The sequence below is a fragment of the Acinetobacter sp. HY1485 genome (genome assembly GCF_027568475.1).
In the GTDB taxonomy this organism is placed as follows: Bacteria; Pseudomonadota; Gammaproteobacteria; order Pseudomonadales; family Moraxellaceae; genus Acinetobacter.
On the sequence record NZ_JANKZG010000002.1, the window covers coordinates 331,126 to 357,319 of the forward strand.

Annotated in this window: 29 protein-coding genes; 14 read left to right on the plus strand and 15 right to left on the minus strand. The window is 37.1% G+C overall.

Features of this window, described 5'->3' with window-relative positions:
• Window positions 1-5 precede the first annotated feature (5 nt).
• From murG to gshB, 3 genes are all read right to left on the minus strand, one after another.
• Window positions 6-1,094 carry an undecaprenyldiphospho-muramoylpentapeptide beta-N-acetylglucosaminyltransferase gene (murG, locus tag PCI70_RS03440; protein ID WP_269913950.1) on the minus strand — a complete coding sequence of 363 codons (1,089 nt, stop codon included), beginning with the start codon at window positions 1,092-1,094 and terminating at the stop codon, window positions 6-8.
• A 167-nt stretch (window positions 1,095-1,261) separates the two neighbouring features.
• Entirely contained in the window at window positions 1,262-2,380 is a 1,119-nt protein-coding gene (locus PCI70_RS03445) for a phytanoyl-CoA dioxygenase family protein (protein WP_269913951.1), read from the minus strand.
• Window positions 2,381-2,441: 61 nt separating this feature from the next.
• Window positions 2,442-3,383, minus strand: coding sequence for a glutathione synthase (gshB, locus tag PCI70_RS03450; protein WP_269913952.1), 942 nt, complete (start codon window positions 3,381-3,383; stop codon window positions 2,442-2,444).
• A gap of 103 nt (window positions 3,384-3,486) precedes the next feature.
• On the opposite strand from gshB, the gene PCI70_RS03455 reads away from it, so the two are divergent.
• Entirely contained in the window at window positions 3,487-3,699 is a 213-nt protein-coding gene (locus PCI70_RS03455) for a DUF1737 domain-containing protein (RefSeq protein ID WP_269913953.1), read from the plus strand.
• A 255-nt stretch (window positions 3,700-3,954) separates the two neighbouring features.
• Here PCI70_RS03455 and PCI70_RS03460 read toward each other — a convergent pair whose 3' ends face one another.
• A complete protein-coding gene (locus PCI70_RS03460; RefSeq protein ID WP_269913954.1) occupies window positions 3,955-4,377 on the minus strand; it encodes an Lrp/AsnC family transcriptional regulator in 423 nt (140 codons plus the stop codon).
• A 119-nt stretch (window positions 4,378-4,496) separates the two neighbouring features.
• Between PCI70_RS03460 and PCI70_RS03465 the strand changes: the two genes are divergently transcribed.
• From PCI70_RS03465 to PCI70_RS03475, 3 genes are read left to right on the plus strand one after another with little or no spacing between them, the layout of a single operon-like run.
• Entirely contained in the window at window positions 4,497-4,847 is a 351-nt protein-coding gene (locus tag PCI70_RS03465; RefSeq protein WP_269913955.1) for an arginine deiminase-related protein, read from the plus strand.
• Window positions 4,848-4,854: 7 nt separating this feature from the next.
• Complete coding sequence (locus PCI70_RS03470) at window positions 4,855-5,415, plus strand: arginine deiminase-related protein (protein ID WP_269914001.1); 561 nt, start codon at window positions 4,855-4,857, stop codon at window positions 5,413-5,415.
• Window positions 5,415-6,860, plus strand: coding sequence for an amino acid permease (locus tag PCI70_RS03475; RefSeq protein ID WP_269913956.1), 1,446 nt, complete (start codon window positions 5,415-5,417; stop codon window positions 6,858-6,860). The genes PCI70_RS03470 and PCI70_RS03475 overlap by 1 nt, the downstream gene beginning before the upstream one ends.
• Window positions 6,861-6,892: 32 nt before the next feature.
• Here the strand turns inward: PCI70_RS03475 and pyrE are convergent, their stop codons facing one another.
• Entirely contained in the window at window positions 6,893-7,543 is a 651-nt protein-coding gene (gene pyrE / locus PCI70_RS03480; protein ID WP_269913957.1) for an orotate phosphoribosyltransferase, read from the minus strand.
• A gap of 38 nt (window positions 7,544-7,581) precedes the next feature.
• On the opposite strand from pyrE, the gene PCI70_RS03485 reads away from it, so the two are divergent.
• The gene (locus PCI70_RS03485) at window positions 7,582-8,400 is read left to right on the plus strand and encodes an exodeoxyribonuclease III (RefSeq protein WP_269913958.1); all 819 of its coding nucleotides are present in this window, start codon (window positions 7,582-7,584) and stop codon (window positions 8,398-8,400) included.
• Window positions 8,401-8,429: 29 nt separating this feature from the next.
• Here PCI70_RS03485 and PCI70_RS03490 read toward each other — a convergent pair whose 3' ends face one another.
• Window positions 8,430-9,089, minus strand: coding sequence for a hypothetical protein (locus PCI70_RS03490; RefSeq protein WP_269913959.1), 660 nt, complete (start codon window positions 9,087-9,089; stop codon window positions 8,430-8,432).
• Window positions 9,090-9,618: 529 nt separating this feature from the next.
• On the opposite strand from PCI70_RS03490, the gene PCI70_RS03495 reads away from it, so the two are divergent.
• On the plus strand, window positions 9,619-9,966 hold the full coding sequence (locus PCI70_RS03495; RefSeq protein ID WP_269913960.1) for a Spx/MgsR family RNA polymerase-binding regulatory protein: 348 nt from the start codon (window positions 9,619-9,621) through the stop codon (window positions 9,964-9,966).
• 28 nt (window positions 9,967-9,994) lie between these two features.
• On the opposite strand, the gene PCI70_RS03500 is transcribed toward PCI70_RS03495, so the two are convergent.
• A complete protein-coding gene (locus tag PCI70_RS03500) occupies window positions 9,995-10,432 on the minus strand; it encodes a DUF2147 domain-containing protein (protein WP_269913961.1) in 438 nt (145 codons plus the stop codon).
• 137 nt (window positions 10,433-10,569) lie between these two features.
• Here PCI70_RS03500 and PCI70_RS03505 point away from each other — a divergent pair, with 137 nt between their 5' ends.
• Together PCI70_RS03505 and PCI70_RS03510 are read left to right on the plus strand one after the other, a co-directional pair.
• On the plus strand, window positions 10,570-11,490 hold the full coding sequence (locus PCI70_RS03505; RefSeq protein WP_269913962.1) for an alpha/beta hydrolase: 921 nt from the start codon (window positions 10,570-10,572) through the stop codon (window positions 11,488-11,490).
• 157 nt (window positions 11,491-11,647) lie between these two features.
• Window positions 11,648-12,823 (plus strand): GGDEF domain-containing protein, encoded by a 1,176-nt coding sequence (locus PCI70_RS03510; RefSeq protein WP_269913963.1) that lies wholly within the window; start codon window positions 11,648-11,650, stop codon window positions 12,821-12,823.
• Here the strand turns inward: PCI70_RS03510 and dsbD are convergent.
• From dsbD to PCI70_RS03530, 4 genes are all read right to left on the minus strand, one after another.
• Window positions 12,803-14,551, minus strand: a complete 1,749-nt coding sequence (gene dsbD / locus PCI70_RS03515) for a protein-disulfide reductase DsbD (protein ID WP_269913964.1) — start codon at window positions 14,549-14,551, stop codon at window positions 12,803-12,805. The genes PCI70_RS03510 and dsbD overlap by 21 nt on opposite strands.
• Window positions 14,552-14,574: 23 nt before the next feature.
• Window positions 14,575-15,342, minus strand: coding sequence for a transporter (locus PCI70_RS03520; RefSeq protein WP_269913965.1), 768 nt, complete (start codon window positions 15,340-15,342; stop codon window positions 14,575-14,577).
• An 18-nt stretch (window positions 15,343-15,360) separates the two neighbouring features.
• Window positions 15,361-15,903 carry an ankyrin repeat domain-containing protein gene (locus tag PCI70_RS03525; RefSeq protein WP_269913966.1) on the minus strand — a complete coding sequence of 181 codons (543 nt, stop codon included), beginning with the start codon at window positions 15,901-15,903 and terminating at the stop codon, window positions 15,361-15,363.
• A 119-nt stretch (window positions 15,904-16,022) separates the two neighbouring features.
• Complete coding sequence (locus PCI70_RS03530) at window positions 16,023-16,376, minus strand: HPF/RaiA family ribosome-associated protein (protein ID WP_269913967.1); 354 nt, start codon at window positions 16,374-16,376, stop codon at window positions 16,023-16,025.
• 496 nt (window positions 16,377-16,872) lie between these two features.
• On the opposite strand from PCI70_RS03530, the gene PCI70_RS03535 reads away from it, so the two are divergent.
• The gene (locus PCI70_RS03535) at window positions 16,873-17,115 is read left to right on the plus strand and encodes a putative hemolysin (protein WP_269913968.1); all 243 of its coding nucleotides are present in this window, start codon (window positions 16,873-16,875) and stop codon (window positions 17,113-17,115) included.
• A gap of 74 nt (window positions 17,116-17,189) precedes the next feature.
• Here PCI70_RS03535 and parE read toward each other — a convergent pair whose 3' ends face one another.
• On the minus strand, window positions 17,190-19,070 hold the full coding sequence (parE, locus tag PCI70_RS03540) for a DNA topoisomerase IV subunit B (RefSeq protein WP_269913969.1): 1,881 nt from the start codon (window positions 19,068-19,070) through the stop codon (window positions 17,190-17,192).
• Window position 19,071: 1 nt separating this feature from the next.
• Complete coding sequence (locus PCI70_RS03545; RefSeq protein ID WP_269913970.1) at window positions 19,072-19,674, minus strand: YqiA/YcfP family alpha/beta fold hydrolase; 603 nt, start codon at window positions 19,672-19,674, stop codon at window positions 19,072-19,074.
• 74 nt (window positions 19,675-19,748) lie between these two features.
• On the opposite strand from PCI70_RS03545, the gene PCI70_RS03550 reads away from it, so the two are divergent.
• The gene (locus tag PCI70_RS03550) at window positions 19,749-20,138 is read left to right on the plus strand and encodes a VOC family protein (RefSeq protein ID WP_269914002.1); all 390 of its coding nucleotides are present in this window, start codon (window positions 19,749-19,751) and stop codon (window positions 20,136-20,138) included.
• 21 nt (window positions 20,139-20,159) lie between these two features.
• Here the strand turns inward: PCI70_RS03550 and PCI70_RS03555 are convergent, their stop codons facing one another.
• Window positions 20,160-20,651: a disulfide bond formation protein B gene (locus tag PCI70_RS03555; protein WP_269913971.1), complete on the minus strand. Its 492-nt coding sequence runs from the start codon at window positions 20,649-20,651 to the stop codon at window positions 20,160-20,162.
• Between the two features lie 20 nt (window positions 20,652-20,671).
• Window positions 20,672-22,249: a glutamate--cysteine ligase gene (gene gshA, locus PCI70_RS03560; protein ID WP_269913972.1), complete on the minus strand. Its 1,578-nt coding sequence runs from the start codon at window positions 22,247-22,249 to the stop codon at window positions 20,672-20,674.
• A gap of 546 nt (window positions 22,250-22,795) precedes the next feature.
• Between gshA and PCI70_RS03565 the strand changes: the two genes are divergently transcribed.
• From PCI70_RS03565 to PCI70_RS03580, 4 genes are all read left to right on the plus strand, one after another.
• On the plus strand, window positions 22,796-23,329 hold the full coding sequence (locus tag PCI70_RS03565; protein WP_269913973.1) for a DUF924 family protein: 534 nt from the start codon (window positions 22,796-22,798) through the stop codon (window positions 23,327-23,329).
• A gap of 3 nt (window positions 23,330-23,332) precedes the next feature.
• The gene (locus PCI70_RS03570) at window positions 23,333-23,839 is read left to right on the plus strand and encodes a CC0125/CC1285 family lipoprotein (protein ID WP_269913974.1); all 507 of its coding nucleotides are present in this window, start codon (window positions 23,333-23,335) and stop codon (window positions 23,837-23,839) included.
• 21 nt (window positions 23,840-23,860) lie between these two features.
• Window positions 23,861-25,168 (plus strand): DUF445 domain-containing protein, encoded by a 1,308-nt coding sequence (locus tag PCI70_RS03575; RefSeq protein WP_269913975.1) that lies wholly within the window; start codon window positions 23,861-23,863, stop codon window positions 25,166-25,168.
• A 393-nt stretch (window positions 25,169-25,561) separates the two neighbouring features.
• Window positions 25,562-25,900 carry a hypothetical protein gene (locus tag PCI70_RS03580; RefSeq protein ID WP_269913976.1) on the plus strand — a complete coding sequence of 113 codons (339 nt, stop codon included), beginning with the start codon at window positions 25,562-25,564 and terminating at the stop codon, window positions 25,898-25,900.
• The last annotated feature ends 294 nt before the right edge of the window (window positions 25,901-26,194 follow it).

Here is a 26,194-nt window from a genome sequence, read left to right on the forward strand (position 1 = left end):
TAAAATTATAACGCTTGAATAAGTTCAACCACTTGATGGGTTGCATTAGGTTGGGCATGTTGCCGTGCTTTTACTGCCATTTTAGACAATGTTTGGCGATTCATTAACGGCACCAGAAGCTCGTGTAACGAATTTACAGTCATTGTTGCCTGAGGACACAATTTTGCTGCACCATGTTCAGACAAAAAGCGCGCATTTGCCGTTTGATGGTCATCCACTGCACTTGGTAGCGGTACAAAAATAGCCGCAACACCTGCCGTTGCAACTTCTGTGACAGTCAATGCCCCTGCACGACAAATAATTAAATCTGCATCGCTATAGGCTTTTGCCATATCTTGAATAAATGGAACAACACTCGCATGCGGTGCATTTTCGTAGCGTGCTTGGGTTTGAGCTAACTGCTGTTGCCCACACTGATGAGTAATATTTAAGGGTAAATCTAAGCTCAACAATGCCTGTGGTACGGTTTCATTTAAGGCTTGTGCGCCTAAAGAGCCTCCCACAATAAGCACATTTAAGGGCTGATTGGCTTTTTCTCGCTGTTCATAACGCCATGCAGGACTGAGTGTTTCGGTAATTTCTTGACGTACAGGATTACCTGTTGTCACGACTTTTGAATTTAAAGCAAACGTATTTGGAAATGCTTGGCAAATAGTCGATGCCACGCGTGAAAGTTGCTTATTGGTAAAACCTGCAACCGCATTTTGCTCATGAATCAGTACAGGAATACCTAATGCACGCGCTGCCAAACCACCCGGACCTGCTACATAACCACCAAAACCTGCCACCACATCGATCTGATGCTGTTTCATAAATCGCATGGCACTCATGGTTGCTTTTAGGATTTTAAATGGTGCAGAAATTTTGCGCATGAGTCCATTCCCACGCACACCTTTAATATCTATTTGATAAATCGGAATGTTGTGATCTTTTAACAGACGATTTTCCATTCCATCAGGTGTGGCTAACCAAGAGACCTGATGACCTTGTTGTTGTAATAATTTTGCAACTGCTAAAGCAGGGAAAACGTGTCCCCCTGTCCCCGCTGCCATCATCATGACATGTTTAGATTTTTTTAATTCAGAATTGCTCACAGTATTAATTCTTTAGCTCTAAAAACAATATGTTTCACGTCTTATTTTAATCATAAAGTATTGCACGCGTGAATGATTTTCACGTCTTTTAAACAAATATTAATGAATTATGTCAATAAAACGTTTTTTTATAGAAAATACTTAAAATTTAAAATATTAACCCACCTTTATTTGCTACGAATTACCGCAGATTCATTGGCATAGCGTTGTCCAACGTTTTTCCATGGATTATGGCGTTGATAACGTTTCTCTAAAATATCTAGACCTTGCCAATAAATAGGTACAAGCTTTTGATTTAAAATAGGAAGCTTGAAAATATCCATACCCACCCACGGTAAAAAAGGGTTCCGCCGTGCATATGCCCAAAGCTCTATCCGTGTTGATGGTCTAACACTCTGACCACGTGCATGGAAGCCATAGGTATCTGCAATCACAAGCGTATTTTTCTTTACTGCAAAGGCTTTAGGTTTATTGTAGCCTAATGTTTCAAGCTCTTGTGATGTCACTCTAAAAGAACCTCGACGCGTTAAAATATCATTGGCTTTTGAGATTTCGCACGATTTTTCGTATTCCCACTGTAAGCGCTTTTCGGTCACACGGTGCGAACCCGGTGCATAAACAAAAGGTCCTTCATCTTCTTTTACATCGGTCAAAAATAACCATGCCTTGACGCTTGAGTGGAAGGTATCACTATGCAAATGCGTTTGTGGGTCAGGTTTGGCTTTGCGTACATGCGAGATAATGCTTTGTACATAATACATAGGCTGTAAGTCAAAACTTGCCACATAGTTCAATAAACTTTTCCAACCTTGATCATTTAGTAGCTTTTGTGTGACAGGACGTTGTTTCAATGCCACATCATCTAGTGCCATACGGCGTGTAACGGTATCGCCTTGCAACATCTCACGCGCGTTTAAAGGTTGCTCTAAAAGTTCTTTTTGTAATGCTTTAAATTCATGTTCAGGTAAGTAATTTTCTTTAAGAATAAAACCTTGGTGCAAAAACTGCTGTGCATCGGCTTGATCTACAAAATGAGATAAATAAGCACGGCGACGCTCTGCCATATAAGATGCCCATTGCACTCGTAAACGATGTAGCCCTAATTCATTGAGCTTAGCGTTACCAATAATCTGATTATCTTCAAACGATTTTCCCTCACCCAATAATGCAAAACTGTCTAATATAAATTTTTTGGGGTTATTTTTTGCAAGCGTTTTTAGCTCAGCAAGAATTTGCTGTGTTTGCTCACGTTGAGCCATATTTTTTATTTTTTTAAAAAGTTGCATGTGCCCATCTACATCATTAGCAAAGCATACACTTTAGCAAAAGTGCATGCTTGAATACAGTTTATTGTACTTTTTGCTCAATCACCTCAAACAGTTGATCGGCAATAGATGTTCCAAATTGTGTATCAATTTCACGGATACACGTTGGGCTGGTCACGTTAATTTCAGTGACATATTCACCAATCACATCTAAACCAACAAAAATAAGCCCTTTTTCTTTTAAAAATGGTCCCACTTGTGCAGCAATTTCTTTATCTTTTTCTGTAAGTGGACGTGCCTCACCTAAACCGCCTGCTGCTAAGTTACCCCGCACCTCACCATTTTGTGGGATACGCGCCAAGCAGTATGGTACAGGTTCGCCATTAATCATTAAAATGCGTTTATCGCCTTGCGTAATTTCGGGAATATAACGCTGTGCCATAATTGGACGTTGCCCCATATCGGTAAGGGTTTCAAGCGTGGCACCAATATTATGTCCTGTATGCGACAAACGGAAAATGCCACTACCGCCCATACCATCTAATGGTTTTACAATCACATCTTGATGAGTTTGAATAAATTCACGAATGAGTGATTGTTGCGATGTGACCAAAGTTGGAACTTGCAAATGCGGAAACTGTGTTGCAAATAGTTTTTCGTTACAATCTCTAAGCGATTGCGGTTTATTTACAATTAACGCTCCTTCACGCTCTGCTTGTTCTAAAATATAGGTGGTATAAACAAAATTCATATCAAACGGTGGGTCTTTACGCATCAACACCACATCGTAATCTGCAATTTTTTCTTTTTTTTGATCGCCAAGTGTATAGTATTGTTGGGTATTTTCAAAAACTTGCAAAGGCGCAATTAGACCATACGCCTGCCCTTGATCAATATATAAATCATGTTGTTGCACATATCCTAAAGTATGCCCACGACGACTTGCTGCCCATAGCATTGCCATTGTAGAGTCTTTTTTCAGATTTACATGTTCAATCGGATCCATCACAACCAATACACGCATACAACTACTCTCATATTTTGATTTAAAATCAGTATAACGAAGTTTTTTGCAGTGGTTATGAATTTATCTTTATACTGATGACAGAAAAACTGAAGAAGTATTTATGAAACTTTATCGCTATTTAACAGGCGTGGATGATACGCAATTTTGTATCCGTGTGACTAAAGCACTTAATTTAGGTTGGGAACTCTATGGCTCCCCCACAATGTCATTTAACGGTACAAATACCATTGTAGGACAAGTGATTTGCAAAGAAGTAGATGAAGACTATACCGAAGAAACCGATATTTTAGCTGTCCTTAAATCGAATGCTTAGTATCAATCTAATTCTTTATACGATTGAAGGAACTCTTTTAATCTAAAATGAGACACTTCAAAACAAATATTATTTTAAACAGAATACAAGTTATTTGACATGGGATAAGGTTATATTCAATTAAACAAATCAAAAGAAATGACTGAATTTAACTGATTGAAAAGTCAGGCAGTTTGACTATATGTTTTATTAAAAAGAGCGCGACTATATTAAAGATAATTCAAAGAACATTTTATCAACAAACCTTAGCGCATTTTAATGTTTATAGGTAGAAAGTAATAAACTTGTTTCTGTTGATGAAATACCGTTAATTAAACGAATGCGCCCTAAAGCCTGATCAAATGCTTCAAGGCTTTCTGCCTTAAGCTCAACGGCTAAGTCCCACTTGCCATTGGTACTATGTAATTGTGCCACTGCCAACTCACGGCATAATGCCAAAATAACCGCTTTCATTTTGCTGCCTTCCACTGCAATGCTCATCCAAGCACGAATGGTGTTTGCATCAAAATTAGGTTTAAGTTTTAAAGTATAACCTGTAATCGTGCCCTCATTTTCTAACACTGCCAAACGCTTTTGGACAGTTGTACGCGAAATATGTAACGCCTGTGCAATTTCGGTAATAGATAGACGCGCATTATCTTGTAATAGCGCCAAAATTTGTTGATCTGTTTTTGTCATTTTGTTTAATCAATACAAGCAAATTGCTCAAAAATAGCGATAATTGTGCAAAAATTCAACTTATTCAAAACAAGAAGATTTTTCATACTAAGTCATCACCTTAAAACTTAGATATGACCATGCAAACAGCTCAACATATTTTGATGATTCGCCCCACCAATTTTATGGTAAATCCGCAAACGGTAAGCAGTAACCATTTTCAAAATACATATTTATCTATTCAAAATAGCCAAGAAAAAGCCCAACAAGAATTTGATTATTATGTCAATATTTTAAAAAAAACAGGTGTTCAGGTGACTGTGATAGAAGATCAAAAGACACCAATAACACCCGATGCATTGTTTCCTAATAATTGGCTGATGATGCTACCCACAGGTCAAATGGTCACCTGTCCAATGCAAGCACCCAACCGCCGACAAGAAAGACGGCAAGATATTTTAGATTTCATTTCACGGCAGTTTTTTTGTTAAAGAACATATTGCGTTAGAACACTATGAAGAACATCAAAAATTTTTTGAAGGTACAGGTTCCCTTATTTTTGATCATGAGCATAAAATTGCGTATGCTTGCCATGCAAGCCGAAGTCATGTAGACGTGGGGCGGGCTTTTGAACAAGCATCGGGTTACCAAATTATTTGGTTTAATGCACTTGATGAACACAATAATCCGATTTACCACACCAATGTGATGATGAGCATTGGAAAAAAATTTACTATTGTTTGTTTAGACAGCGTACAAGAAAAACAATTTCTTATAGATCATTTCAGACGTACCAATAAAACGATTCTTGACGTGAGCTATGCACAGCTCAAAGAATTTACTTGTAACGTACTTGAGCTTCAAAACAATCAAAAACAACCTGTTTATGCAATGTCTACACGCGCATGGCATGCCTTTACACCTCAGCAACAACAACAATTGCAAGCTTATGCACAACTTGCCATTGCTCCACTTAATACTATTGAAACACTTGGTGGTGGCGGTGCACGCTGTATGATTGCAGAAATTTTTTTAGAAAAACGTAAAGTTTCTCTATAATGCGTCGCTTTAACGCAAAACATAGCGAATTTATGGATGTAAAATCTCAACAAAATCAAGAATCCAAAAATTCTCAAGGCTTGCAAGCACAACTAGATAGTCGTCATATTCAACTGATTGCCATTGGTGGTGCCATTGGCACAGGTCTATTTATGGGATCAGGCAAAACCATTGCACTTTCAGGTAGTTCGATTTTATTGACCTATATGATTATCGGTTTTTTCTTATTTTTTTTAATGCGGGCTTTGGGTGAACTGTTACTTTCTAACAGCGAATATAATTCTTTTGCAGATTTTGCGAGTGAATATTTAGGACATTGGACAGGCTTTTTTATTGGTTGGTCGTATTGGCTTAGTTGGGTCATTGCCTGCATTGGCGATGTGGTGATTGTTGGGGGTTACATACAATTTTGGTTTCCTCATTTACCCATTTGGATACCTGCTTTTAGCTGCTTATTTGGCTTAGTGTTCTTAAATATGCTGTCAGTTAAGCTATTTGGCGAACTTGAGTTTTGGTTTGCTATTATTAAAATTATTGCCATTTTAGCATTAATTGCTACAGGCTGTTGGATGGTCATCACAGGTTATGTTTCTCCCTCAGGGGTTCATGCCTCAGTACATCATCTATTTAATGGCGATGTCTTTTTTCCACACGGCGCATCTGGTTTTTTAGCAGGTTTTCAAATTGCGATTTTTTCTTTTATTGGGATTGAGCTGGTTGGCGTAACAGCAAAAGAAGCCAAAAATCCCGAAAAAACCTTACCTAAAGCTATTAACTCTATTCCACTTCGTATCTTGTTTTTTTACGTACTTTCTATTGCCTGCATTATTATGGTGAGTTCTTGGTATCAAATTTCAGCCACGCAAAGCCCGTTTGTTCAGCTATTTACTTTAGCGGGCTTACCCGCTGCGGCTGCTATTATTAATTTTGTGGTACTCACTTCTGCATTGTCTTCTGCAAATAGTGGCGTTTTCTCCACTAGCCGTATGGTCTTTGGTCTTGCGCATAAAAAGTCTGCACCACGTCCACTTAAAAAACTTTCAAATAGTAATATTCCAATGCGCGGGCTTGTTTTATCAGGTGCATGTATGGTGATAGGTGCCTTGTTATTATTTTTAGTTCCAAGTGTCATGACCCTTTTTACACTACTGTCTACGCTTGCTGCTATCTTGCTCCTTTTTATTTGGACTATTATTTTATTATCTTATTTGGTCTATCGTAAAAAACGCCCCGAACTGCATCAGGCTTCTGTTTATAAAATGCCATTAGGGCGTTTCATGTCTTATGCTTGCCTTGCCTTTTTTGCCTTTATTTTAATTATTTTATGGTTTAAAGAAGATACACGCATTGGGTTAATGATTGCACCTGTTTGGTTTATTTGGCTTATTTTTGCCTATCGTTATCGAGAAAAAATAAATCAATGGGTTTGTAAATTTTATGCTTAAAAAAAGCCGACATCATGTCGGCTTTTAAATGTTTAAATACCGTATTTTTCGCGATACTGTTGCATATTTTTCAGTGCCACTGTGTCACCTTTTTGATCTAAAAAGGTCATTAAATCTTGCATCGTAATTAGTGCATGTACAGGAATTTCAAGCTCTTGTTGTACTTCTTGAATAGCAGATAAATTGCCTTGACCACGTTCTTGGCGATCTAATGCCACCAATACGCCTGCAATGCTTGCCCCTGCTTGTTTTAAAATGGTGACCACTTCACGAATGGCAGTACCTGCGGTAATCACATCATCAATAATCCATACTTTTTTGCCTTTTACATCTGCACCCACTAAGACACCACCTTCGCCATGATCTTTGGCTTCTTTACGGTTAAAGCCCCATGGCACACTCTTACCATGTGTTTGTGCAAGACTCACTGCGGTTGCGGCTACAAATGGAATGCCTTTATAAGCAGGTCCAAAAATCACATCAACATGGTCACAGCTTACAATTTTATCTGCATAGCCTTGTGCCAATAATGCCAATGCCTCGCCATCATTTAGCAAACCTGCATTAAAAAAATAGGGACTCACACGTCCCGATTTTAAAGTAAACTCTCCAAACTTCAGCACACCACGTGATAAAGCGAGTTCAATAAATGCTTGTGGATCAAATTGAGTTTGCATTGCCATGTGGTGCTCCATTTTTATATTTGAGGTCAGGTTTACGCATGATACCAAAGGATCACTACGCAAGTGATGAAAAAATTCTTCGGGTTGTTTCAATTAACGTGAATGGCTTACGTGCATCGGTTAAAAAAGGTTTTTTACAATGGTTAGAAAAATCTGAAGCCGATGTGGTCTGTATCCAAGAAAGCCGTATTAGTGCCACACAGTGGACAGATGATTTTAAACCCGAAGGTTGGTACACCCATTTATTTGAAGCCCAAAAAGCAGGCTATTCAGGCACTGCCATTTATAGCAGAATCCCGTTTGTCTCTATCACCGATGGTTTAGGCTTTGAGTTAGCAGATACACAAGGGCGCTTTATTTCCGCAGAGTTCGACTTGGGGTTAGATAAACCTGTCCATATTTGCTCGCTCTATTTACCATCGGGCTCTTCGGGTGAAGAAGCGCAAGTACGCAAAGATTTATTTTTAGAAAAATATAAACCCATTTTAAAACAATGGCGTGATGAAGATAAATCCATCATTGTGTGTGGGGACTACAATACTGTACACAAACGAATTGATATTAAAAATTGGGCAGGCAATAAAAAGTCTTCAGGCTGTTTACCGCATGAGCGTGAATGGCTAGATCATATTTATGATGAGCTGGGTTATGTAGATACTTTCCGTGTGGTACGCCCAGAAGCAGAGCTCTATTCATGGTGGTCTAACCGTGGTAAGGCGCGTGCTAATAATGTGGGATGGCGTATTGACTATCAAGCTTGCTCACCCGATTGGAAAGCACGTACGGTCAATGCTTGGGTTTATCGCGATGAATGGTACAGCGACCATGCCCCTGTCATTATTGATTACCGTCTTTAAATTAAAAGCGATCTTTTAGATCGCTTTTTTTATACATGTGTAAATTCTAAAAACGTGTTGTGCTGTTCGCGCGCTTTCAACATCTCAATTAATTCACGTGGACTCAGACAGCAATTTAAAAAATCTGACAAATATCCCTCTATGTGTAATTCTTTAAAAAAATTCTCGCTGTCTGTGCTATACACCATCGGATTATTACGATCTAAATCATGCGTACAAACATAATAATGATCGGGATACCCTGTACCTTTTAAAATTTGAATAAATTCAGGTGTTGTATGTCTCATACTTGGCAAGGCACCAGTTAAGTTAATTTGATGCTCTAAAAAATAGCTTTGCCATTGCTCATAATCTGCTGTATTTGGTTTAAATGGTGTAAATGTCTGCACATTCCAATACAACTGCCCTAGACTTTTCGATTGTGGCTCATAATAGTGGTCAATTAAATCCTCATAAACACCATAACAATCGTCTTTTAAACGCGGTTCTTGTTTAGCCATAAATGCATTTAAACCAATCAAAGGTTCTTGATCGTCTATATCAAGCCAAGAACTCAAATGCGGTTTTTGATATAAGACCACATTAAATTTTATAGTCTGTAACTGATCAATTAAATCCTCATGAGGATCAATTTGATCAACCTGACCACCAAGTTCTTTCATTCTTGTTAAAATTTTTTGTTGCATCACATAAGATGTATTCTTTAAAAGAACGCTATAATAAGAAAAAAATAAAGACAAAAATATGACAACTCTGTAAGTCTTTTTTTACCTATCCATATCTATAATTATTAGTTTTCTTCATATTTAGATGAATTTATACTTAATTTTTTATAAAAAACCAACTTTTTTGGTCAATTTAAATACAACTGTAATAGAAACAGATTAGTCTACTTAAAAGATTAATTTTATTCAGTTTTTTACGTGAACAGGTGTTCTCTCAATAAGTGGTAATGGCTTACAGGCTTTGTCGTGTTTGATGATTTTTATTACCCCCAAATAAGCGCAATATAAGCACACGGCAGAGGGATTGTCAGGATGACAAACAAGGACTGGAAGCCGTAGGAAGAACAGAAAATAGATTAAGTGATTAATTTATTTTTCATGGATGAGTGACATTGGACGTTGTTTTGAGACCCGCATTATCAGGATGATAATATGCGGGTTTTCTCATTTTGGTTTTTTGGTTACGCTTAGGTTTTCTTCATAGAGAACCATTATGCTTAAAATTTATGGCATCAAAAACTGTAGTTCTGTTAAAAAAGCGTTTACTTTGCTCGATGAGCTTCAGCTTACTTATGAATTTCACGATTATAAAAAACAAGGGATTGATGCAGACACACTTAAAACATGGCTAGATGCAGTAGGTGCTGATGTTGTCTTAAATAAACGAGGCACAACTTGGCGTAAACTATCTGAAGCAGAACAACAATACGCCCTATCAAGTGAAAACGCACTCATTGAAACTTTAATTGCACATACGAGTTTAATTAAGCGTCCTATTTTAGCCACAGCACACGGTTTTGTTGTTGGCTTTGATGAGGCGCAATATAAAAATCTTGTATAAATAAAAAGCCTGATTACTCAGGCTTTTTTTAATTTACACGTATCCATGTTTGATTACGCCCAAATACAGATACTCCCATATAGCCACGTAATTTAAGTACGCGCCCATTATTGGTTAACTCACCTTTTAAATTATAAGTTTTGCCATTCTTTGGGTCTGTGATGTGTCCATCCTCATAAACTGTTCCACCTACATGTTTTAAGCCTTGTACAATCACTGCACCCTTAAGGGGCTTATTATGAAAAGTGCCTTGGCATAAACTACATGATGTCTCTTCTTGTGCGTTAAAGGTTTTTTGAATAGATGCCGACAATGTACCATTTGGTTGTTCTTTAAATATCACCAATGATTTAGCTTGTTTCGTTTCATCATCAATCGTTTTCCATACCATACCATTAAGTACATCTGACGCCTGCACAGACCATGCTGATAACAACACACTTAAACCCAAGATTAATTTTTTCACTGTTATTACTCTATTTTGCCTTACATCTAGTATTTTAAATTCACAACAATTTTGCAATGCAGTACTCACAATAATTGGTGTAAGCTTGTAAAAAATGAATATATATGTCCCTTAAAGACCAATAAAAGGCAGACAAAATGAACGATATGTGGAAACAACTTTTTGCAGAAACGCTTCTAAAAACCTCTGTACGTGCAGTTGCCCGTCAGTCGATCTCTCCTAAAATTATGCGTACTTTGGCAAACAATGCCTCTTATCTTTTACCCCATCATAGTACAGATTTAGAGATTGAACAGCTTACACTTGGCGAGTTACAAGCAGAAAAAATATCGCCAAAAGACCATGCCAATAAAACGATCTTATATTTTCATGGAGGTGGGTTCTTTTTAGGTTCTTTAAACACGCATCGTGCCATTGTCGAAGCTATTGCACAACGTACACAACTACCTGTTATTCATGTCGATTACCCACTTGCACCCGAAGCAACTTTTCCAGAGACAAGTGAAGCTATTTACGAAAGTTACTGTGCTTTAGTTGACTCAGGTACAGCGCCACATAATATTATTTTGGCAGGTGATGATGCAGGGGCAAATTTAGCGCTCACACTCATGTTACGGTTAATTCGACAAGATGCAGAACAACCTTGTGGACTTATATTACTCTCACCATTTTTAGACTTAACACTCACGAGTGACTCGGTACGTTATAACCAAAAATTAGATGCGCTCCTTTCACCCGAATTTTTACAAAAAGCGAGTGATCTTTACGCACCACAACCTGCACAAGATGTAGCTGATCCTCGTATTTCACCCTTATTTGCAGAAGACTTTTCACAGCTTCCACCGACATTTGTGCAAGTCGGCAGTAAATCCTTATTATTGGATGATGCAACACGCTTTAAACAAAAAGCCAATGATGATGATGTAAAATTAACCTATAAACTTTACACAGGAATGTGGCATAACTTTATGCTGTTTAATGCTTGGTTTGATGAAGGCAAACAAGCCCTACAAGACCTTGCCTCTTTTACAGCGCAATTTAAAACAGAAGAAGAATAAAAATTTTCTAAGATAGGTTTTCCTATCTTAGAGACTAACTTATTAATAAATATGTATTAACAATGTATAACTAAAGGCGTCTATTGAATATTTTATTAAAGTATTTCAATATAGAAGACTCAGACTCTCAAACTATCCCCAAAAACTGCATAGATAAATGAATAATATAAGAGCTTTCTTTTGGTTTTTTAAACTCAGTAAGAAATTACGTCATGTCTTCATGTTTGAACCTATTGTAAATTGGGGAATAATTAAGAAGTCTGCGTTAATGATGCTTATTGGTTTTGGATTAAACCTAGAATGGCTTATTTGGAAAGTTTATCTCTATTTTCGTGAAGACTATTGGCAATGGATTCATCTAGATGTTTTATATGAACAAATTGGCGTTAATGTTTGTGTCCTTTGCTTATTTATTTTAGGACTACTGTACTGTATTTTTTTACCTAAAAATAATTATAACAAGTATATTGTACCTATTTTTACAGGTATTTTACTCAATATCAGCATTTGTATTGAATCTTTGCTAGTGGGTGCATTAAGCCCCTCCAATATTGCAACTTATATTTGTTTAACCAATATTATCTTAATTATTTTTCCACGTTTTTACGTGTATTTATTTTTAATGCCTTGCACTATTTTTTATATCAGTTGTTGCTATCTCACCCTACATCATCAACTCCCATACGACCTACTCTTTGCTATTTCTTCAACGCGCTATTCAAATAGTTTTTGGTTGGATAGCATGATGATAATGATTGCACCTGTGCTTATTTTTACACTGCTATTTACAGAGCTTTTACTTAAACAGTGGCGTAACCGAGAGCGTTTAATTCAACAGACTAGTCAGCGAGACCCACTCACCAATATTGCAAATCGTCGTGTGATTGATCATACATTTGCACAGCTTCAAAATGCCACACATCCATATTGCTTAGTTATTGTCGATTTAGATTTCTTTAAGCAAGTAAATGACCGTTATGGGCACAACATGGGGGATCAAGTCTTAATTGAAGTAGCGCAACTTTTACAACGAACTGTACGCTTAAATGATATTGCAGGGCGTTTAGGCGGTGAAGAGTTTTTGATGATTTTAAAAAATCAGACAGAAGAGAATGCACTTGCCATTGCCGAACGTTGTCGTTCTGCTATTCAAAATTTAAATATTCAAACTGCAGAGGGCATTTCAATTCATTTAAGTGCAAGTTTTGGTGTTGCAAGTTCTACAGCCGACTTAAAGCCACAACAAGTACTTAATTTGGCAGATAAAGCACTCTATGTGGCTAAAAACTCAGGGCGTAATCAAGTCCAAATTTTAAGAGCCGAGTCGAGCTAAACGCTGTTGAAGGGTCTGTGCCTCAAATTCTCCTGTTAAACGTAAGCCACGTTGTTCTTGATGTGTTTTGTCTAAAAATAAATACGTTGGTGGTCCCAAAATATCCCACTGTTTTAATAATCCATCATGTGACGCATCATACTGGCTTAGATCAATTTTAATTAAATAAAATGGCTGTAATGCTTGTTGAATATCAGCCTGTTTTAAAATTTTGTGCTCTATAGGTTGGCAAGCTGTACACCAATCCGCATATACATCAACCACAATTGCTTGCCCTTGCGGTGCACTTTGCAATAAAGCATTAAACTCCGATGCAGTATGTGCTACATGCCACTGAACAGTAGTAACAGAAACATTATTTTGATTGTACTGATACTGATAAATACCCACTGAAGCAAGTGCAATAAGTAGCACAGCATGTAAAAACTTTAACCCTTTTGGGTATTTAATAATGCCATATAGTAAGTAGATGGCAGTACATACCGCTAGCGCTTCGCTTAGCCATAAAAACGCATTAAAACTTAGTAAGGGACGAATAAAGTAAACTGCAAGCCCAAGCATAATAAATGCAAAAATGACTTTGATATGTGTCATCCAAAGTCCTGCTTTAGGTAAAAAGCGTGCGCCTAAAATACTAATAACAAGTAAAGGAATCCCCATTCCAAAACCTAAGCTAAATAAAAATACAGCACCTTGCCACTGAGCTTGGCTTTGTTGAGCAATAAATAATAAAGCACCTGCCAATGGCGCGGTCATACAAGGACCCACCAACAAGGCAGAAATTACACCCATCATGCCTGCACCCAATAAAGAACCACCTTTTTGAGTAGACTGCATTTTATCTAAACGATGTGTCCATGTTTGTGGAAGCTTAATCTCGAATAGACCAAATAAGTTAAGTGCAAACACCACAAACAATGTACTAAATGCAATAAGGGTTGTAGGTTGCTGTAACCAACGTTGAAATCCTAATCCTGCATAAGATGCCACCATACCTAAAATGGCATACACCACTGCCATACTCAGCACAAACACCAAAGCAATACTCCATGCTTTTACTCCTTTATGTTCACGAATAATCAATGAACTTAAAATAGGAAGCATAGGCAATGAACACGGCGTAAAAGCAAGCAACATCCCTAACCCTAAAAAGAGTAAGACACTATAAACAAACGAATGTGATTGCAGTTGATTAGCAAACTGTTGATCTTGTGCCACAGGTGCTTGTGGTTGCTCAATAGGTTGATTAGATAGCTCAAGTAAACTGGTGGTAGTTTTAGCTTGTTCTTGTAAGGCAACCAAACCATCTAAATCTGTTTTAACTTGGATGTGCTGAGGTGGATAACAAAGTCGATCTTTAGCGCAGCCTTGCCATGCTACATCATAGATTTTATTGGGTTGTGTTTTTAAATTGAATTGAACTTGGTTAAAGTAAACTTGCGTGGTCCCAAAGTTTTCATCATGCTGAGAAATAGCTTGAGGAAAATTTAGATGAACCTCATGTCCATTTTCTTTAACTGAAAATTTATGTTGGTATAAATAATAATTGGGTGCAATTTTCCATTGCAACTGTGCTTGTTTTTGGTCTAGCGATTCAGCACTAAACTCAAACGCCTGTGCCACAGGCAACAGTGGCGCCTCGGCATGTGCCATGCCTAAAAAGGTAAAACAGCATTGCGTCCACAAACACAATACTGTCAAAATTCTTGTCGTATTAAACAGTCCCATTTGTTATCCGAAATACCTTTCGTTTAAAACAGGAATGATACGCCAAATCCACCTTTATAGTCAGGCACATCACCGCTTAAACCTGCACCAATACTAGCATCAAGTTGAACATTATTATTCACAGCATAAATTAAACCTGTGTTTAAACTGCTTTGATAACGCTCACTTTCTTGCTTACGATAGACAAACTCTGAATAGCCTGACCACTTATCAATAATTTTGTAACTTAATGTAGGAATTGCCGTGACTGCCCAATTGCTGTTTTGAATCTCATAGCGCATGGTAATGCCTGTGGTGAGCAAATCGTTTTGTTTATACTGCACAGAAGACGCAAGCGAATAAATATCATCATGTGCGCTATAACCATCATTGCCTGTTGCAATAACAGCTTGAGCCAAAAGTGCCATCGACATACGATCATCATGCAAGTCAATCGCACGCTTAATACCAACGCTCACATCACCCAAGCCTGATTCATCATGTTTTTGCCCATTTTTTGTGGTTTTATTCCACATTGGACCTGCCCAACCTAACTGTAATTCTGTGTTAGAGGCAATTCCTGTACGCAATAACATATCCCCTTGTAAGGTTACTTGTTGCGTTTGGTCATTATCACGATGCGCTTCGGTATAAGTTGCCGTTGGTAGACCTTGCTCCCAAGCCAAACTGCCCACAGGCGTAATGCTTGTTCCAAAACCCGTACCTGGACGGTCAAACGAAAAATCACTTGCGCTACTCACCACACCCACTGTTGCTGTAGAAGCAAATAACATTAATTGTGCAAATTTCACGGTATTGTCCTTTTTATATTAGGCTAATTCTTTGGTCATTTTAGCGTTATGTGCGCGTAATAATTCAAGAGTTTGTTTTTCTTCTGGCAATGCCACCGACCAATCAATTTCGTCATAATCACATTCAAAAAATAAGTGACTAATAGATGACAAAATGGTGAGGTCTTCATCATCTTTGGTATTTGGGTCGACTTGATGTTGCAATAAACGCTCAACGGCAGGCACACATGCAGCACTTGCCGCATCCCATAAAGGACCATAAAACTCTTCTGCATCCCACAAATGTAAATTCGCTTTGGCATCAATGAGTGCATCTAATATGTCTAAATGGGGCTGTAATTTTTGTACTTTTTCTTGTTCTGAAAATGGTTTACCTGCTTCATATGCTTCACACAGCTCTTCCCACCATTGAAACAGTCCATCACATACAATCGTAACGGGTAACCCTTTTTCTGGGTCCATAAAGTTTGGATCTACGCCCTCTTTAAGTTGTTGTTTTACAGTAGATACATCTAACGCTTCAAGCGCTTGAATGAACGATTGTTGTGAATTAGTCAGCATAGGCAACTCTCAATTTAAGGATCAGAACAGTTCTGAAAAAACTAAAATTTAAGTGTAGCAAGAAACCAAAACGGAGGCGATAAAAAAGCACCCGAAGGTGCTTTTCTTTTTACGGTATTTTAAATGTCATCTTCTACAGCAAGTGCAGGTTTTGGTGCACGTACATTTTCTTTTTTCTCAAACAAATGTTCTAAACCATGTTTAAGTCGGTCAATCGCCCCATGAATTGCGGCATCTACATTACCTGCTTTATGTGCAGCAGTAACAGGTTTAAACCCTGCCGGACGCGCTTCAATTAAACAACGCAAGTCATCGTCGCCACCTTTTGCGGCATTTTCATCACTTAGATGAACCGAAAAGTGGGTAATTTTTTCGCCATAACGTTGGAATTTGCTTGTAAGTTCTGCACGTACATAATTAATTAAACGTTCACTATTTTGAATATTTTTATCTGTGCGAATTTCAATGTTCATTGTTTATCCTCGCTTTTATGTGCAAAACAAGTGTTTTTGCTTTGGTTTAAACCTTTTGCATAGTCTAGATCAAAGCAGATTTGTTAAATAACGGCTTGCAATTTTGACGTCATTTAAACTTTATCTATACCTTTAATATGGCTGATTCAGCAAAATATGCAAGCAAAATTTAGTAAGACACACTTGCTCAAAAATACGACAGTAACGATTATTAAATAAGCAGAAAAAATATTAGGAATATCTTAATATAATTTAAATAAAATCATGAACTTAATTTAATATTTTTTGTTATATTGTGACATAGAATTATTTAATTTTGATTACTTTTTAATTAAATTTAAATTGCAGTTTTATATTTCTCTATGTAATCAAATTGTTAATTTTTTAGTTTTAAAAATTTTTGATGAGGAAATGACAACCAAAATCTTACATTTTGCTACGCCCTAGCATGCTTTATTTCTTTATGATTTGATCAGTTTTCAAGAGATTATTGTTTATGAAAAATTTTACACTGCTTGCGGTGATCATTTCAGGTATCACATTAAGTGCATGTAGCCATAACCCGACACCTAAAAATATTGGTATGCCCAACCCTGCAAGCCAATATTGCTTAGAACAAGGTGGCAAATTAGACATCAAAAAAACAGATGCAGGCGAAGTGGGTATGTGTACACTAGGTGATGGCTCACAAGTAGAAGAATGGGATTTTTTCCGTAAAAATCATACCGAGTTAAAATAGTTTAGTTCTAAATAAAGCATCATTTAGATCATTTTTGCTTTAAGTAAAAAGCCCATCTGATGATGGGCTTTTTTTTATACCGCAATATCTGCCAAATTTCCTTTTTGTTCCAACCATTGTTTACGGTCAGCAGAGCGTTTTTTGGCAAGTAACTTATCTAATAACCCTGCGGTAAAGTGACTATCATCTAAATCTAATTGCACTAAACGGCGTGTATTTGGATCCATGGTTGTTTCACGCAGTTGTGATGCATTCATTTCTCCTAACCCTTTAAAACGCGTAATCTGCGGATTTTTGGTTTTAAGTTTGGCAAGCGTTGCTTCTAATTCAGGTTCATCTAAAGCATAAAAGACTTCTTTACCTGCATCTATTCTAAATAGCGGTGGCATAGCAACAAACAAATGCCCTTCTTCTACCAAGTTTGGAAAATGCTTCACAAACAAGGCACACAGCAATGTTGCAATATGCAAACCGTCTGAGTCGGCATCGGCTAAAATACAAATTTTGCCATAGCGTAGTTCTGATAAATCATCACTACCTGGGTCTACCCCGATAGCAATCGCAATATCATGCACTTCTTGCGATGCAAGTACCTCATCTGAAGATACTTCCCACGTATTTAGGATTTTGCCACGAATCGGCATAATGGCTTGGAAATTTTTATCTCGTGCTTGTTTAGCACTCCCCCCTGCCGAGTCACCCTCAACAATAAACAGTTCACTGTCTTCACGCGTTAAGCCCACGCAATCTGCCAATTTACCCGGTAGTGCAGGACCCGACACAATTTTTTTACGTTGTACTTTTTTAGCGGCTTTTAAACGGCGACCTGCCTTTGAAATTGCCATTTCTGCCAAAAGCATGGCAATGTCTGCATTTTGGTTCAGCCATAACGTAAAGGCATCTTTAGCGATATTCAGCACAACACCTGAGGCTTCACGGCTAGACAAACGCTCTTTAGTTTGTCCCGAAAATTGTGGCTCTTGAAACTTAAGCGATAAAATATAATTTACCCCATCCCAAACGTCTTCTGCCGAAAGTTTAAGATTTCGAGGTAATAAATTACGCAATTCACAAAACTCACGCAGTGCTTCGGTAATGCCCGAACGTAAACCATTGACGTGTGTACCCCCTTGTGCGGTTGGGATAAGGTTAACGTAGCTTTCTTGAATTTGCTCGCCACCTTCTACATTCCAACATACTGCAAATTCACAACTTGCACGTTCTGCTTCTCCTGTCGATACAAACGCAGGACTTGGCACAATTTCACGGTCTTGTAGTTCATCCATCAAATAGTCGACTAAACCATTTTCAAACTGCCATACAATTTTTTCTTTGCTTGCTTCATCAATAAAGGTAATTTGTAAGCCTGCTGCAAGTACAGCCTTAGCTTTTAAATTATGTTTAAGTGCTTTTAAAGCAAATTTAGGATGGTCAAAATATTTGGCTTCGGGATAAAAACGAACCAATGTGCCTGTTGCTCGTTTAGGTGCTTTGCCTTCTAATACTTGTAGCGGTGCAGTTGGTACACCATGTTCAAACGCCATTTGGTACAGATTGCCCTGACGCTGTACCTCTACTTCTACACGAGAAGACAAGGCATTCACAACCGAAATCCCCACACCATGCAAACCGCCTGAGAATTGATAATTATCAGTACTAAATTTTCCGCCTGCATGCAGTTTCGTCAAAATAATTTCGATACCGCTTTGCCCATATTCAGGGTGAATATCCACAGGCATCCCGCGTCCGTTATCTTGTACCGATAACGAACCATCTGCATAGACTGTGACACAAATTTTATTGGCGTGTCCTGCTAATGCCTCATCAACAGCATTATCAATAACCTCTTGGGCTAAATGGTTTGGACGTGTTGTATCGGTATACATTCCCGGACGACGACGAACAGGATCTAAACCAGATAAAACTTCAAGCGACTGAGCCGTATATTGTGACACGTTAAATAGTTTCCTTTAATACGATTTGATGCGACAAAAAAGTAAGTAGCATCGGAATTTTTTCGGCAAAATTTTGCATAACATGATCGCCTTTTTGTTCGGTGATGATCATGGCAGGTTGCTTTGCCTGACGATAATAACGCTGTGCTTGTGTATAGTCCAAAACTTCATCTTGGCACTGTAACAGCACTAAAAACTGTTCCCATTGTCCATCAAATGTTTGTGCAAGTTTTTGCAGTTGTTGTAAATGTTCTTGTTGTAATTGCCATGTTGATGTCACATTATACGGCAATTGTGCTTGCCCAAAAAGCGATAAAAACAATAACCATGGTTCAATAGTCGGATTAATCAATACAGCAGGTGCATGATAATAACGTGCTAAATACGTGGCATAAAAACCGCCCAAACTACTACCCACAAAAGCTAAATTTTTAAGCGGTTGGATATACTGATGTAACTGCTCTATTGCTTCATTGGGTGCTAAATTTAAGTCGGGTAAATGTACATAGATATGGGGCGCATGCTTTTGGCAATATTGTTTTAATAATGTACCTTTTACTGAATTAGCATGACTTTTAAAACCATGTAAATAAACAAGATTCATTTACGTAATCCCTATCGTATTTTGTTGCCTTATTAATCACTATAGTTTTATTACCTTCTACGAGCTTAAATATGATGCAAATTAGTCACCTTGATCATTTAGTTTTAACAGTAAGTGATATTGAAAAGACCTGCCAGTTTTATCAGGATGGATTAAATTTTGAAGTTATTTCTTTTGGTGAAAATCGTAAAGCCCTTAAATTTGGACAGCAAAAGTTTAATCTACATCAAGTGGGGCATGAATTTGAACCTAAGGCACATCATCCAACACAAGGTTCTGCCGACTTATGTCTGATTGCATCAACGCCAATTTCAGAAGTAATTCAGCATTTAAAAAAACATCATATTGATATTATTCAAGGTCCTATTGAGCGTACAGGCGCATGTGGAGATATTATTTCAATTTATATTCGTGATCCAGATCAAAACTTAATTGAAATTTCAAACTATAAAAAAGCCGATTAATGATAATCGGCTTTTTTAAACTTAGTATTTGCGAAATACTTGCCACAAACATACAAGCAGCAAAAAGCTAAAAAATACCAATGACCATACTGGCATAGACTGCCCTAAGAATGTCCAATCAATTTTGGCACACTCACCAGAGCCTGTCAGTACTTGCGATAATACTTCTTTTAATGGCAATACATCGACCAAATAATTTAAACCGGGACCACAGCTTGGTACTTCACTCGGTGGTAAATGTTGAATCCAAACATGGCGAGCAGCCACACCTGCCGACCATAAAATTCCCAAACTCGCAAGTCCTGCATAAATGCGTTTAACTATTGTATTTTTTGGATTATGCACAAAACCTAGAAAGGCAAATAAACCCATTACCATGAGTCCAACACGTTGAAATATGCATAATGGACACGGTTGTAACCCTTTAAAATGTTCTAGATATAGCGCAAATGCCATACCCACAATGCTGGCAAGTAATACCAACCCACTGACTAAACGATAACTTAAATTCACAGCGACATGACTCTCTAAACTTAGCGAAAAGCGCTTAAATATTCTTGGAATGTCTGTTTTGAATTGCGTTCAAGTGCTTGTTGCTCTTGATGAGATGTCACCACTAACCCATCAAAATAAGCACGCTTTTGTGAACTCAATGTATGCTTTGAATATGCATCAGTGTGTTGTTCTGCCAACGCACTGCCAAAACGCCATGTTCCCCCATGCGCCACCATATCACCGACTACACGCGCAGATAAAGTTTCATCAACATTTTTACCACGTTTTTGCATGGTCTGTAACGCTTGGCTATATAATGTACAATCGTAACTCTCATCTAAAATAGTCGCAATCGGGTGCATATTGTTCAAATGTAGCTCTAACCATTTTTCAACGCTGACATCACCTAAGTCGGTTGCTAACAGCGTATTTAAATCTCGTCCCGTTTCAATCATTTTGATTTGATTCGCTTCAATTTGGTTCTGCTCATCATCACTAATACTTGGACTATCTAGTAGTAAACAATACAATGCCAAAACTTCTAAAAAGCCTGCACTTTCTTCATCTACGCCTATAGGGCTATACGGATTAATATCAACGGCGCGTAGCTCGACATATTGTACGCCACGCTTTGCCAAAGCTTGTGATGGTGTTTCATTTTCTTGTGGTACTTGCTTTGGACGCACTAAACTATAATATTCATTTTCAATTTGTAGAATATGATCGTTTACTTGAGTCGGTTCACCTTGATCATTTTCTAAACCTAATTTGGCAAATGCATCAAATGGCGTTTTCACTGCTTTTTGTAATTCGGTTAAATAATCATTTAAATTGTTATATTGAATACCCAATTTTTTTTGTGCCGAATTTTGATAGCCAATGCGACCCATACGCAATGCAGTGGCATGTGGTTTATACAATGTGCCACCAATGAGTGGCTCTAAATTATGCTCACGCCCCAATAAAAAGCTACGACATACTGTTGGACTTGCACCTAACAGAAACATGACCATGGGTGTTAAACGGATAAAGTTACGGATAAGTCCAAAATAACGTGCACTGCGATAATCTTGTAAATTGAGCTGTTTTAATTGTTCGTTGGTTTCGTGCTGTTGAAGTTGTTTGAAAAGGACATCGGGAAATGAAATATTATAATGTAGCCCTGCAATAGTTTGCATACGGCGTCCGTAACGCACCCCCAAACCATGACGATACAAAGTTTTAAAACGCCCTAAATTTGATGTGCCATATTGCGCAAGTGGGATTTGCTCCTCTTCTTCGTTTAACATACACGGCATCGACATTGCCCATAAACGCTCACCTTTTGGCAAATTTTCATGTGCAACCGTATGTAAATCTTTTAGATAATCTAAAACATCAGGAATATTATTTTGCGGTGGCGTAATAAACTCCATTAATGCTTCAGAATAATCAGTTGTAATATGTGAATGCGTAAGCGCAGAACCCAAAGCATTTGGATGGTTTTCTTGAGATAAATAACCATCACTTTGCATTCTTAAAGTTTCTCGTTCTATGCCACGTAACATGCCTTGCAACATGGTTGGCTTTACCCAAGCAGGTAATATTGTTGTTAGAGGTGCTTTGGGTTGACTCATATGATGGCTCACTTATTTTTATGGCTACAATTTAAGTTAAAAGACATACCTTTTTCTATGATGCCAAGATCAAATTTAAAATTAAACCCTATTTATAGAACGCAAGATTGCATTCATGTATCTCTTGTTTTTTGTAGATATACTGCCGCTCATAAAAGAAGCTAAATATTCAGTATGTGTATACGCTCCACTATTTATATGAACCAAAAACTTAAAGAGCTAAAATAAAACATACAAGCATTTGCATAACTTAAGCAAATAACATTACGGTTAGATTGCATCGAAAATTTATGTATCTAAAAAATTCGTTATTTAATAATTTGTAAATCATTGATTGCATGTAAAGCCACCATACTAAAGCAAGTAAGTCGCCCCAATACTTCAAGACGATAGCCCAAATAATGTATGTACACAGCAATATATCGTTAGCAAAAACTAAATTTGTTTTAATGCATATTTAGCTGTTAATTCTGTACAAAATCACAGCACATTAAGATGCTAAAATATGGTTAGATTTATTTATTTTCTATGATTGAGTAAATAAAGATGAACTCAGTTTTAGCATTTTGGTTTAATTCCCAGCATCAACCATTATGGTTTAAACAAGATGATGCCTTTGACCAAATCATTCACGAACAATTTTCGGATCTACACCAAGAGGCTCGACAAGCTGAACTTTGGTCATGGCGCAAAACCATCCAAGGGCGACTTGCCGAAATTATTATTTTAGATCAATTCTCACGTAATTTATTTAGAAATACACCCAATGCGTTTGCTCAAGACACAATGGCGTTAACCCTTGCACAAGAAGCCATTACTTTAGGACTCGATCAAGAACTGCCCCAACAACAACGTGCGTTTTTATATATGCCTTTTATGCACAGTGAATCACAAAAAATTCACGAATACGCGGTAGAGCTTTTTACAGATTTAGGTAATCCCACAAATTTAGAATTTGAGTATCAACACAAAGCAATTATTGACCGCTTTGGACGTTATCCCCATCGCAATACAGCCCTTGGTCGTACTTCTACCAAAGAAGAACTTCAGTTTTTAACTCAACCCCATAGTCACTTTTAAACGATGAAAACACTTACTTTACTTTTAGCAGGCAGTCTAATGCTTGGTGGTTGTGCCACATTAAATGCACCGCTTACATTTAATCAGTTAGGGAATTTTTCAACCTATCCGCTCAATGCCCAAACATTTCGGATTCGTTTTGATGCAAGACAAAATATTAGCTATGGTACAGCTCAAGAAATTGCCTTAGTACAATCTGCTCGCACCACAATCCAACAAGGTTTTCGCTACTTTGAAGTCATGAACGACCCAAGTAATCGTAATGCACCACCTCGGCAAAGTATTGTCTATAACAATAATCCTGTTTTGTTTCCTCGCCCATTTTTAAACCCATGGAACGATGTGCCACAAGTGATTACTACAGAACCAAGCGAAGTGTCTTATACCATCAACTGTTATAAAACAGCCCAAAATCCAAATGCGTTTGATGCCAAACTCATTTTACAAAACCTAGGTGCAAAATATGGTATTAATGAAAATGGGGCTATTATAGTGCCACCTCCACGCTAATATTGGTTTAGGATTTAATTTATGAGTTTAAACGCTCAAACAATTTCACCCAGCTTACAACGTAGTAAACGCTTTGCCACCATTGCACTAATTATTGCCGTGTGTGCTTGGCTATTATTGATGATAAGTGCCAAATTTTTGCCACAATACACCACCTTTTTACATATTTTAATGTTAGGTGCAGAGGCAGGCGTTGTAGGTGGTTTAGCCGATTGGTACGCCATTACAGTGTTATTTAGAAATCCTTTTGGGCGTTTACCTATTCCGCATTTTTTACGTGACCATACCGAGATTATTCCGCGTAATAAAGCCCGTATTGCCGAATCGATGGGACGATTTGTACAAGAGAATTTTTTATCCCCTAAAATTGTAGAACAAAGTTTACAACGTACAGACCTTGCACAGCATGCAGGGCAATGGCTTGCCAACCCAAATAACAGTACGCAAGTCACACAGATGATGCAACAAACGTTGCCACAAGTTTTTGATTTTGTAGAACAACAACAAATTGCTACTTTTATTCAAAATAACAGCGTGCAATGGGTACAAAATACCAAAATTAACCGCCTTGCAAGCGAAATGTTACGCGCAGTTTTAGAAAATGATTTTCACCAAGATGTATTACAACACGCGTTAGATTTAGCTCATGAATGGGTACTAACTCATCCCGATGAAACCCGACGCATCACAACCAAACTGTTTCAAGAATTTGGTATTTTAAAACTGTCTAAAGGTGCAAGTTGGCTTGGTATTGATATGCAACAACGCACCATTGATACCTTTGTTGAACAGCTTGAAGAGATGCTTAAAAACCCTGAACATCCTTGGCGACAACATATCGAAACCTATGGCAATGACTTAATGCTTGCTTTACAACAAGATGATAGCGATGCAAGCATACGCCTCAACGCAAGTAAAAATGCACTGATTAATAGTCCACAACTACTTAATTTTATTAGCGGTGCAGTGGTAATTTTATTTAATGCCCTTAAAGAAGATTTACAAAAACCCAATTCGGGCGTTGCTCATAATCTTCGAGCAGCCATTGAACTGTTGGGACAAAATTTAATTGAAAACCAAGAAGTACGACAGCTATTAAACCAACGTATGAGCACACTTGCTATTCATTTTAGTGGACAATATAGCAATAAAATTATCCGCTTTGTCAGTGGACGAATTCAAGAATGGGATTCTAGCGAAATGATCGCCAAAATTGAAAACGAAGTGGGTGGTGATTTACACATGATTCGTGTCAATGGTGTGGTGGTTGGTGCATTTATTGGTTTGGTTTTAGGGGTTATCCGTGCAGGTATAGAATATATTCTTTAGAATGCTTTACTCTACTTCTAATCAAAGATGGTTTTGCATAAAATTTATTAAATAGAATAAGCTCTGCATAAAACCATCTTTAAAAAAAGTCTTTATCTTTTTTAAGAAAGTACCCATAAATTTATATGACAGGTGCATCAGCCTTTTAAAAAATAGATTTATCCAGAATATGCTTAAAAAGATAATTCATGCCATTCAAAAAACAATGGTATTCATTTTAATAATTTCGCCTAGTTCTTCTTTAAATTTTATCAAAGATATGAAATCAAAAACTTCTTTTAAAACTATTGAAATAGGACAATATTTCAACGTTAGCTTTTAGATAATTTTACCTTGTTAAAATTATGAACCTCCATTAAAGTTAATGTTTGTATTTTAACCAAATTAATTTTTATGTTCATAAAACAAAAAGAAAAATACAATATATTTTCTCTTAAAAATCCTGCTGATAGATGGGTCATTATCATAGGAAGTGTATTTTTCACAGCATATTTAGTCTTTGTTTCTATTTTAAATTTATACGATACGCTTTTATCTAGACAACTTAATCTAAACTTAGATTATTGGATTTTTATCCTATTAGCACTCGCTACATATAATTTAAAATCAATAAGCTCTAAAACTCAAATTAAACTTATTCAGGTTACAGTATATGGCACAGTTGCAGGTCTGCTTATTGATGCACTTACACTTCTTTTTGCTTATATTATTAAACTGCTTGAATGGCTATAAATAATCCTTTAAAAAGTTATAAGATTAGATAAGTAATACATTAAAAATATCATTTAAGTATCCGAATCTCTTTAAATAATAGATAAATTTACTTCTCATCATCAATATGCTTTTGTTCAAGATAATTTCTAGTAAAATGATATTTTAACCATGCTTAACCTTACCTATTTGTTACTTAATCATTTTAATAAAATTCGGTTGAATTAATACATTTACTCTTATCTTATTTCATTCACTTTTAATATTTTTTATTTAATAAAATTATAATTTTTCAAAAAAATTAATACCTTATGT

Excerpts from the sequence above, each read along its gene's own strand:
- PCI70_RS03580 (WP_269913976.1), top strand. The coding sequence starts at position 25,562 with ATGTTCATAAAACAAAAAGAAAAATACAATATATTTTCTCTTAAAAAT.
- PCI70_RS03525 (WP_269913966.1), bottom strand. The coding sequence starts at position 15,903 with ATGCTGACTAATTCACAACAATCGTTCATTCAAGCGCTTGAAGCGTTA.
- PCI70_RS03510 (WP_269913963.1), top strand. The coding sequence starts at position 11,648 with ATGAATAATATAAGAGCTTTCTTTTGGTTTTTTAAACTCAGTAAGAAA.
- PCI70_RS03445 (WP_269913951.1), bottom strand. The coding sequence starts at position 2,380 with ATGCAACTTTTTAAAAAAATAAAAAATATGGCTCAACGTGAGCAAACA.
- PCI70_RS03495 (WP_269913960.1), top strand. The coding sequence starts at position 9,619 with ATGCTTAAAATTTATGGCATCAAAAACTGTAGTTCTGTTAAAAAAGCG.
- PCI70_RS03460 (WP_269913954.1), bottom strand. The coding sequence starts at position 4,377 with ATGACAAAAACAGATCAACAAATTTTGGCGCTATTACAAGATAATGCG.
- PCI70_RS03570 (WP_269913974.1), top strand. The coding sequence starts at position 23,333 with ATGAAAACACTTACTTTACTTTTAGCAGGCAGTCTAATGCTTGGTGGT.
- gshA (WP_269913972.1), bottom strand. The coding sequence starts at position 22,249 with ATGAGTCAACCCAAAGCACCTCTAACAACAATATTACCTGCTTGGGTA.
- dsbD (WP_269913964.1), bottom strand. The coding sequence starts at position 14,551 with ATGGGACTGTTTAATACGACAAGAATTTTGACAGTATTGTGTTTGTGG.
- PCI70_RS03505 (WP_269913962.1), top strand. The coding sequence starts at position 10,570 with ATGAACGATATGTGGAAACAACTTTTTGCAGAAACGCTTCTAAAAACC.
- PCI70_RS03465 (WP_269913955.1), top strand. The coding sequence starts at position 4,497 with ATGCAAACAGCTCAACATATTTTGATGATTCGCCCCACCAATTTTATG.
- PCI70_RS03535 (WP_269913968.1), top strand. The coding sequence starts at position 16,873 with ATGAAAAATTTTACACTGCTTGCGGTGATCATTTCAGGTATCACATTA.
- pyrE (WP_269913957.1), bottom strand. The coding sequence starts at position 7,543 with ATGGCAATGCAAACTCAATTTGATCCACAAGCATTTATTGAACTCGCT.
- gshB (WP_269913952.1), bottom strand. The coding sequence starts at position 3,383 with ATGCGTGTATTGGTTGTGATGGATCCGATTGAACATGTAAATCTGAAA.
- PCI70_RS03475 (WP_269913956.1), top strand. The coding sequence starts at position 5,415 with ATGCGTCGCTTTAACGCAAAACATAGCGAATTTATGGATGTAAAATCT.
- PCI70_RS03485 (WP_269913958.1), top strand. The coding sequence starts at position 7,582 with ATGATACCAAAGGATCACTACGCAAGTGATGAAAAAATTCTTCGGGTT.
- PCI70_RS03530 (WP_269913967.1), bottom strand. The coding sequence starts at position 16,376 with ATGAACATTGAAATTCGCACAGATAAAAATATTCAAAATAGTGAACGT.
- PCI70_RS03455 (WP_269913953.1), top strand. The coding sequence starts at position 3,487 with ATGAAACTTTATCGCTATTTAACAGGCGTGGATGATACGCAATTTTGT.
- PCI70_RS03575 (WP_269913975.1), top strand. The coding sequence starts at position 23,861 with ATGAGTTTAAACGCTCAAACAATTTCACCCAGCTTACAACGTAGTAAA.
- PCI70_RS03550 (WP_269914002.1), top strand. The coding sequence starts at position 19,749 with ATGCAAATTAGTCACCTTGATCATTTAGTTTTAACAGTAAGTGATATT.
- PCI70_RS03545 (WP_269913970.1), bottom strand. The coding sequence starts at position 19,674 with ATGAATCTTGTTTATTTACATGGTTTTAAAAGTCATGCTAATTCAGTA.
- PCI70_RS03565 (WP_269913973.1), top strand. The coding sequence starts at position 22,796 with ATGAACTCAGTTTTAGCATTTTGGTTTAATTCCCAGCATCAACCATTA.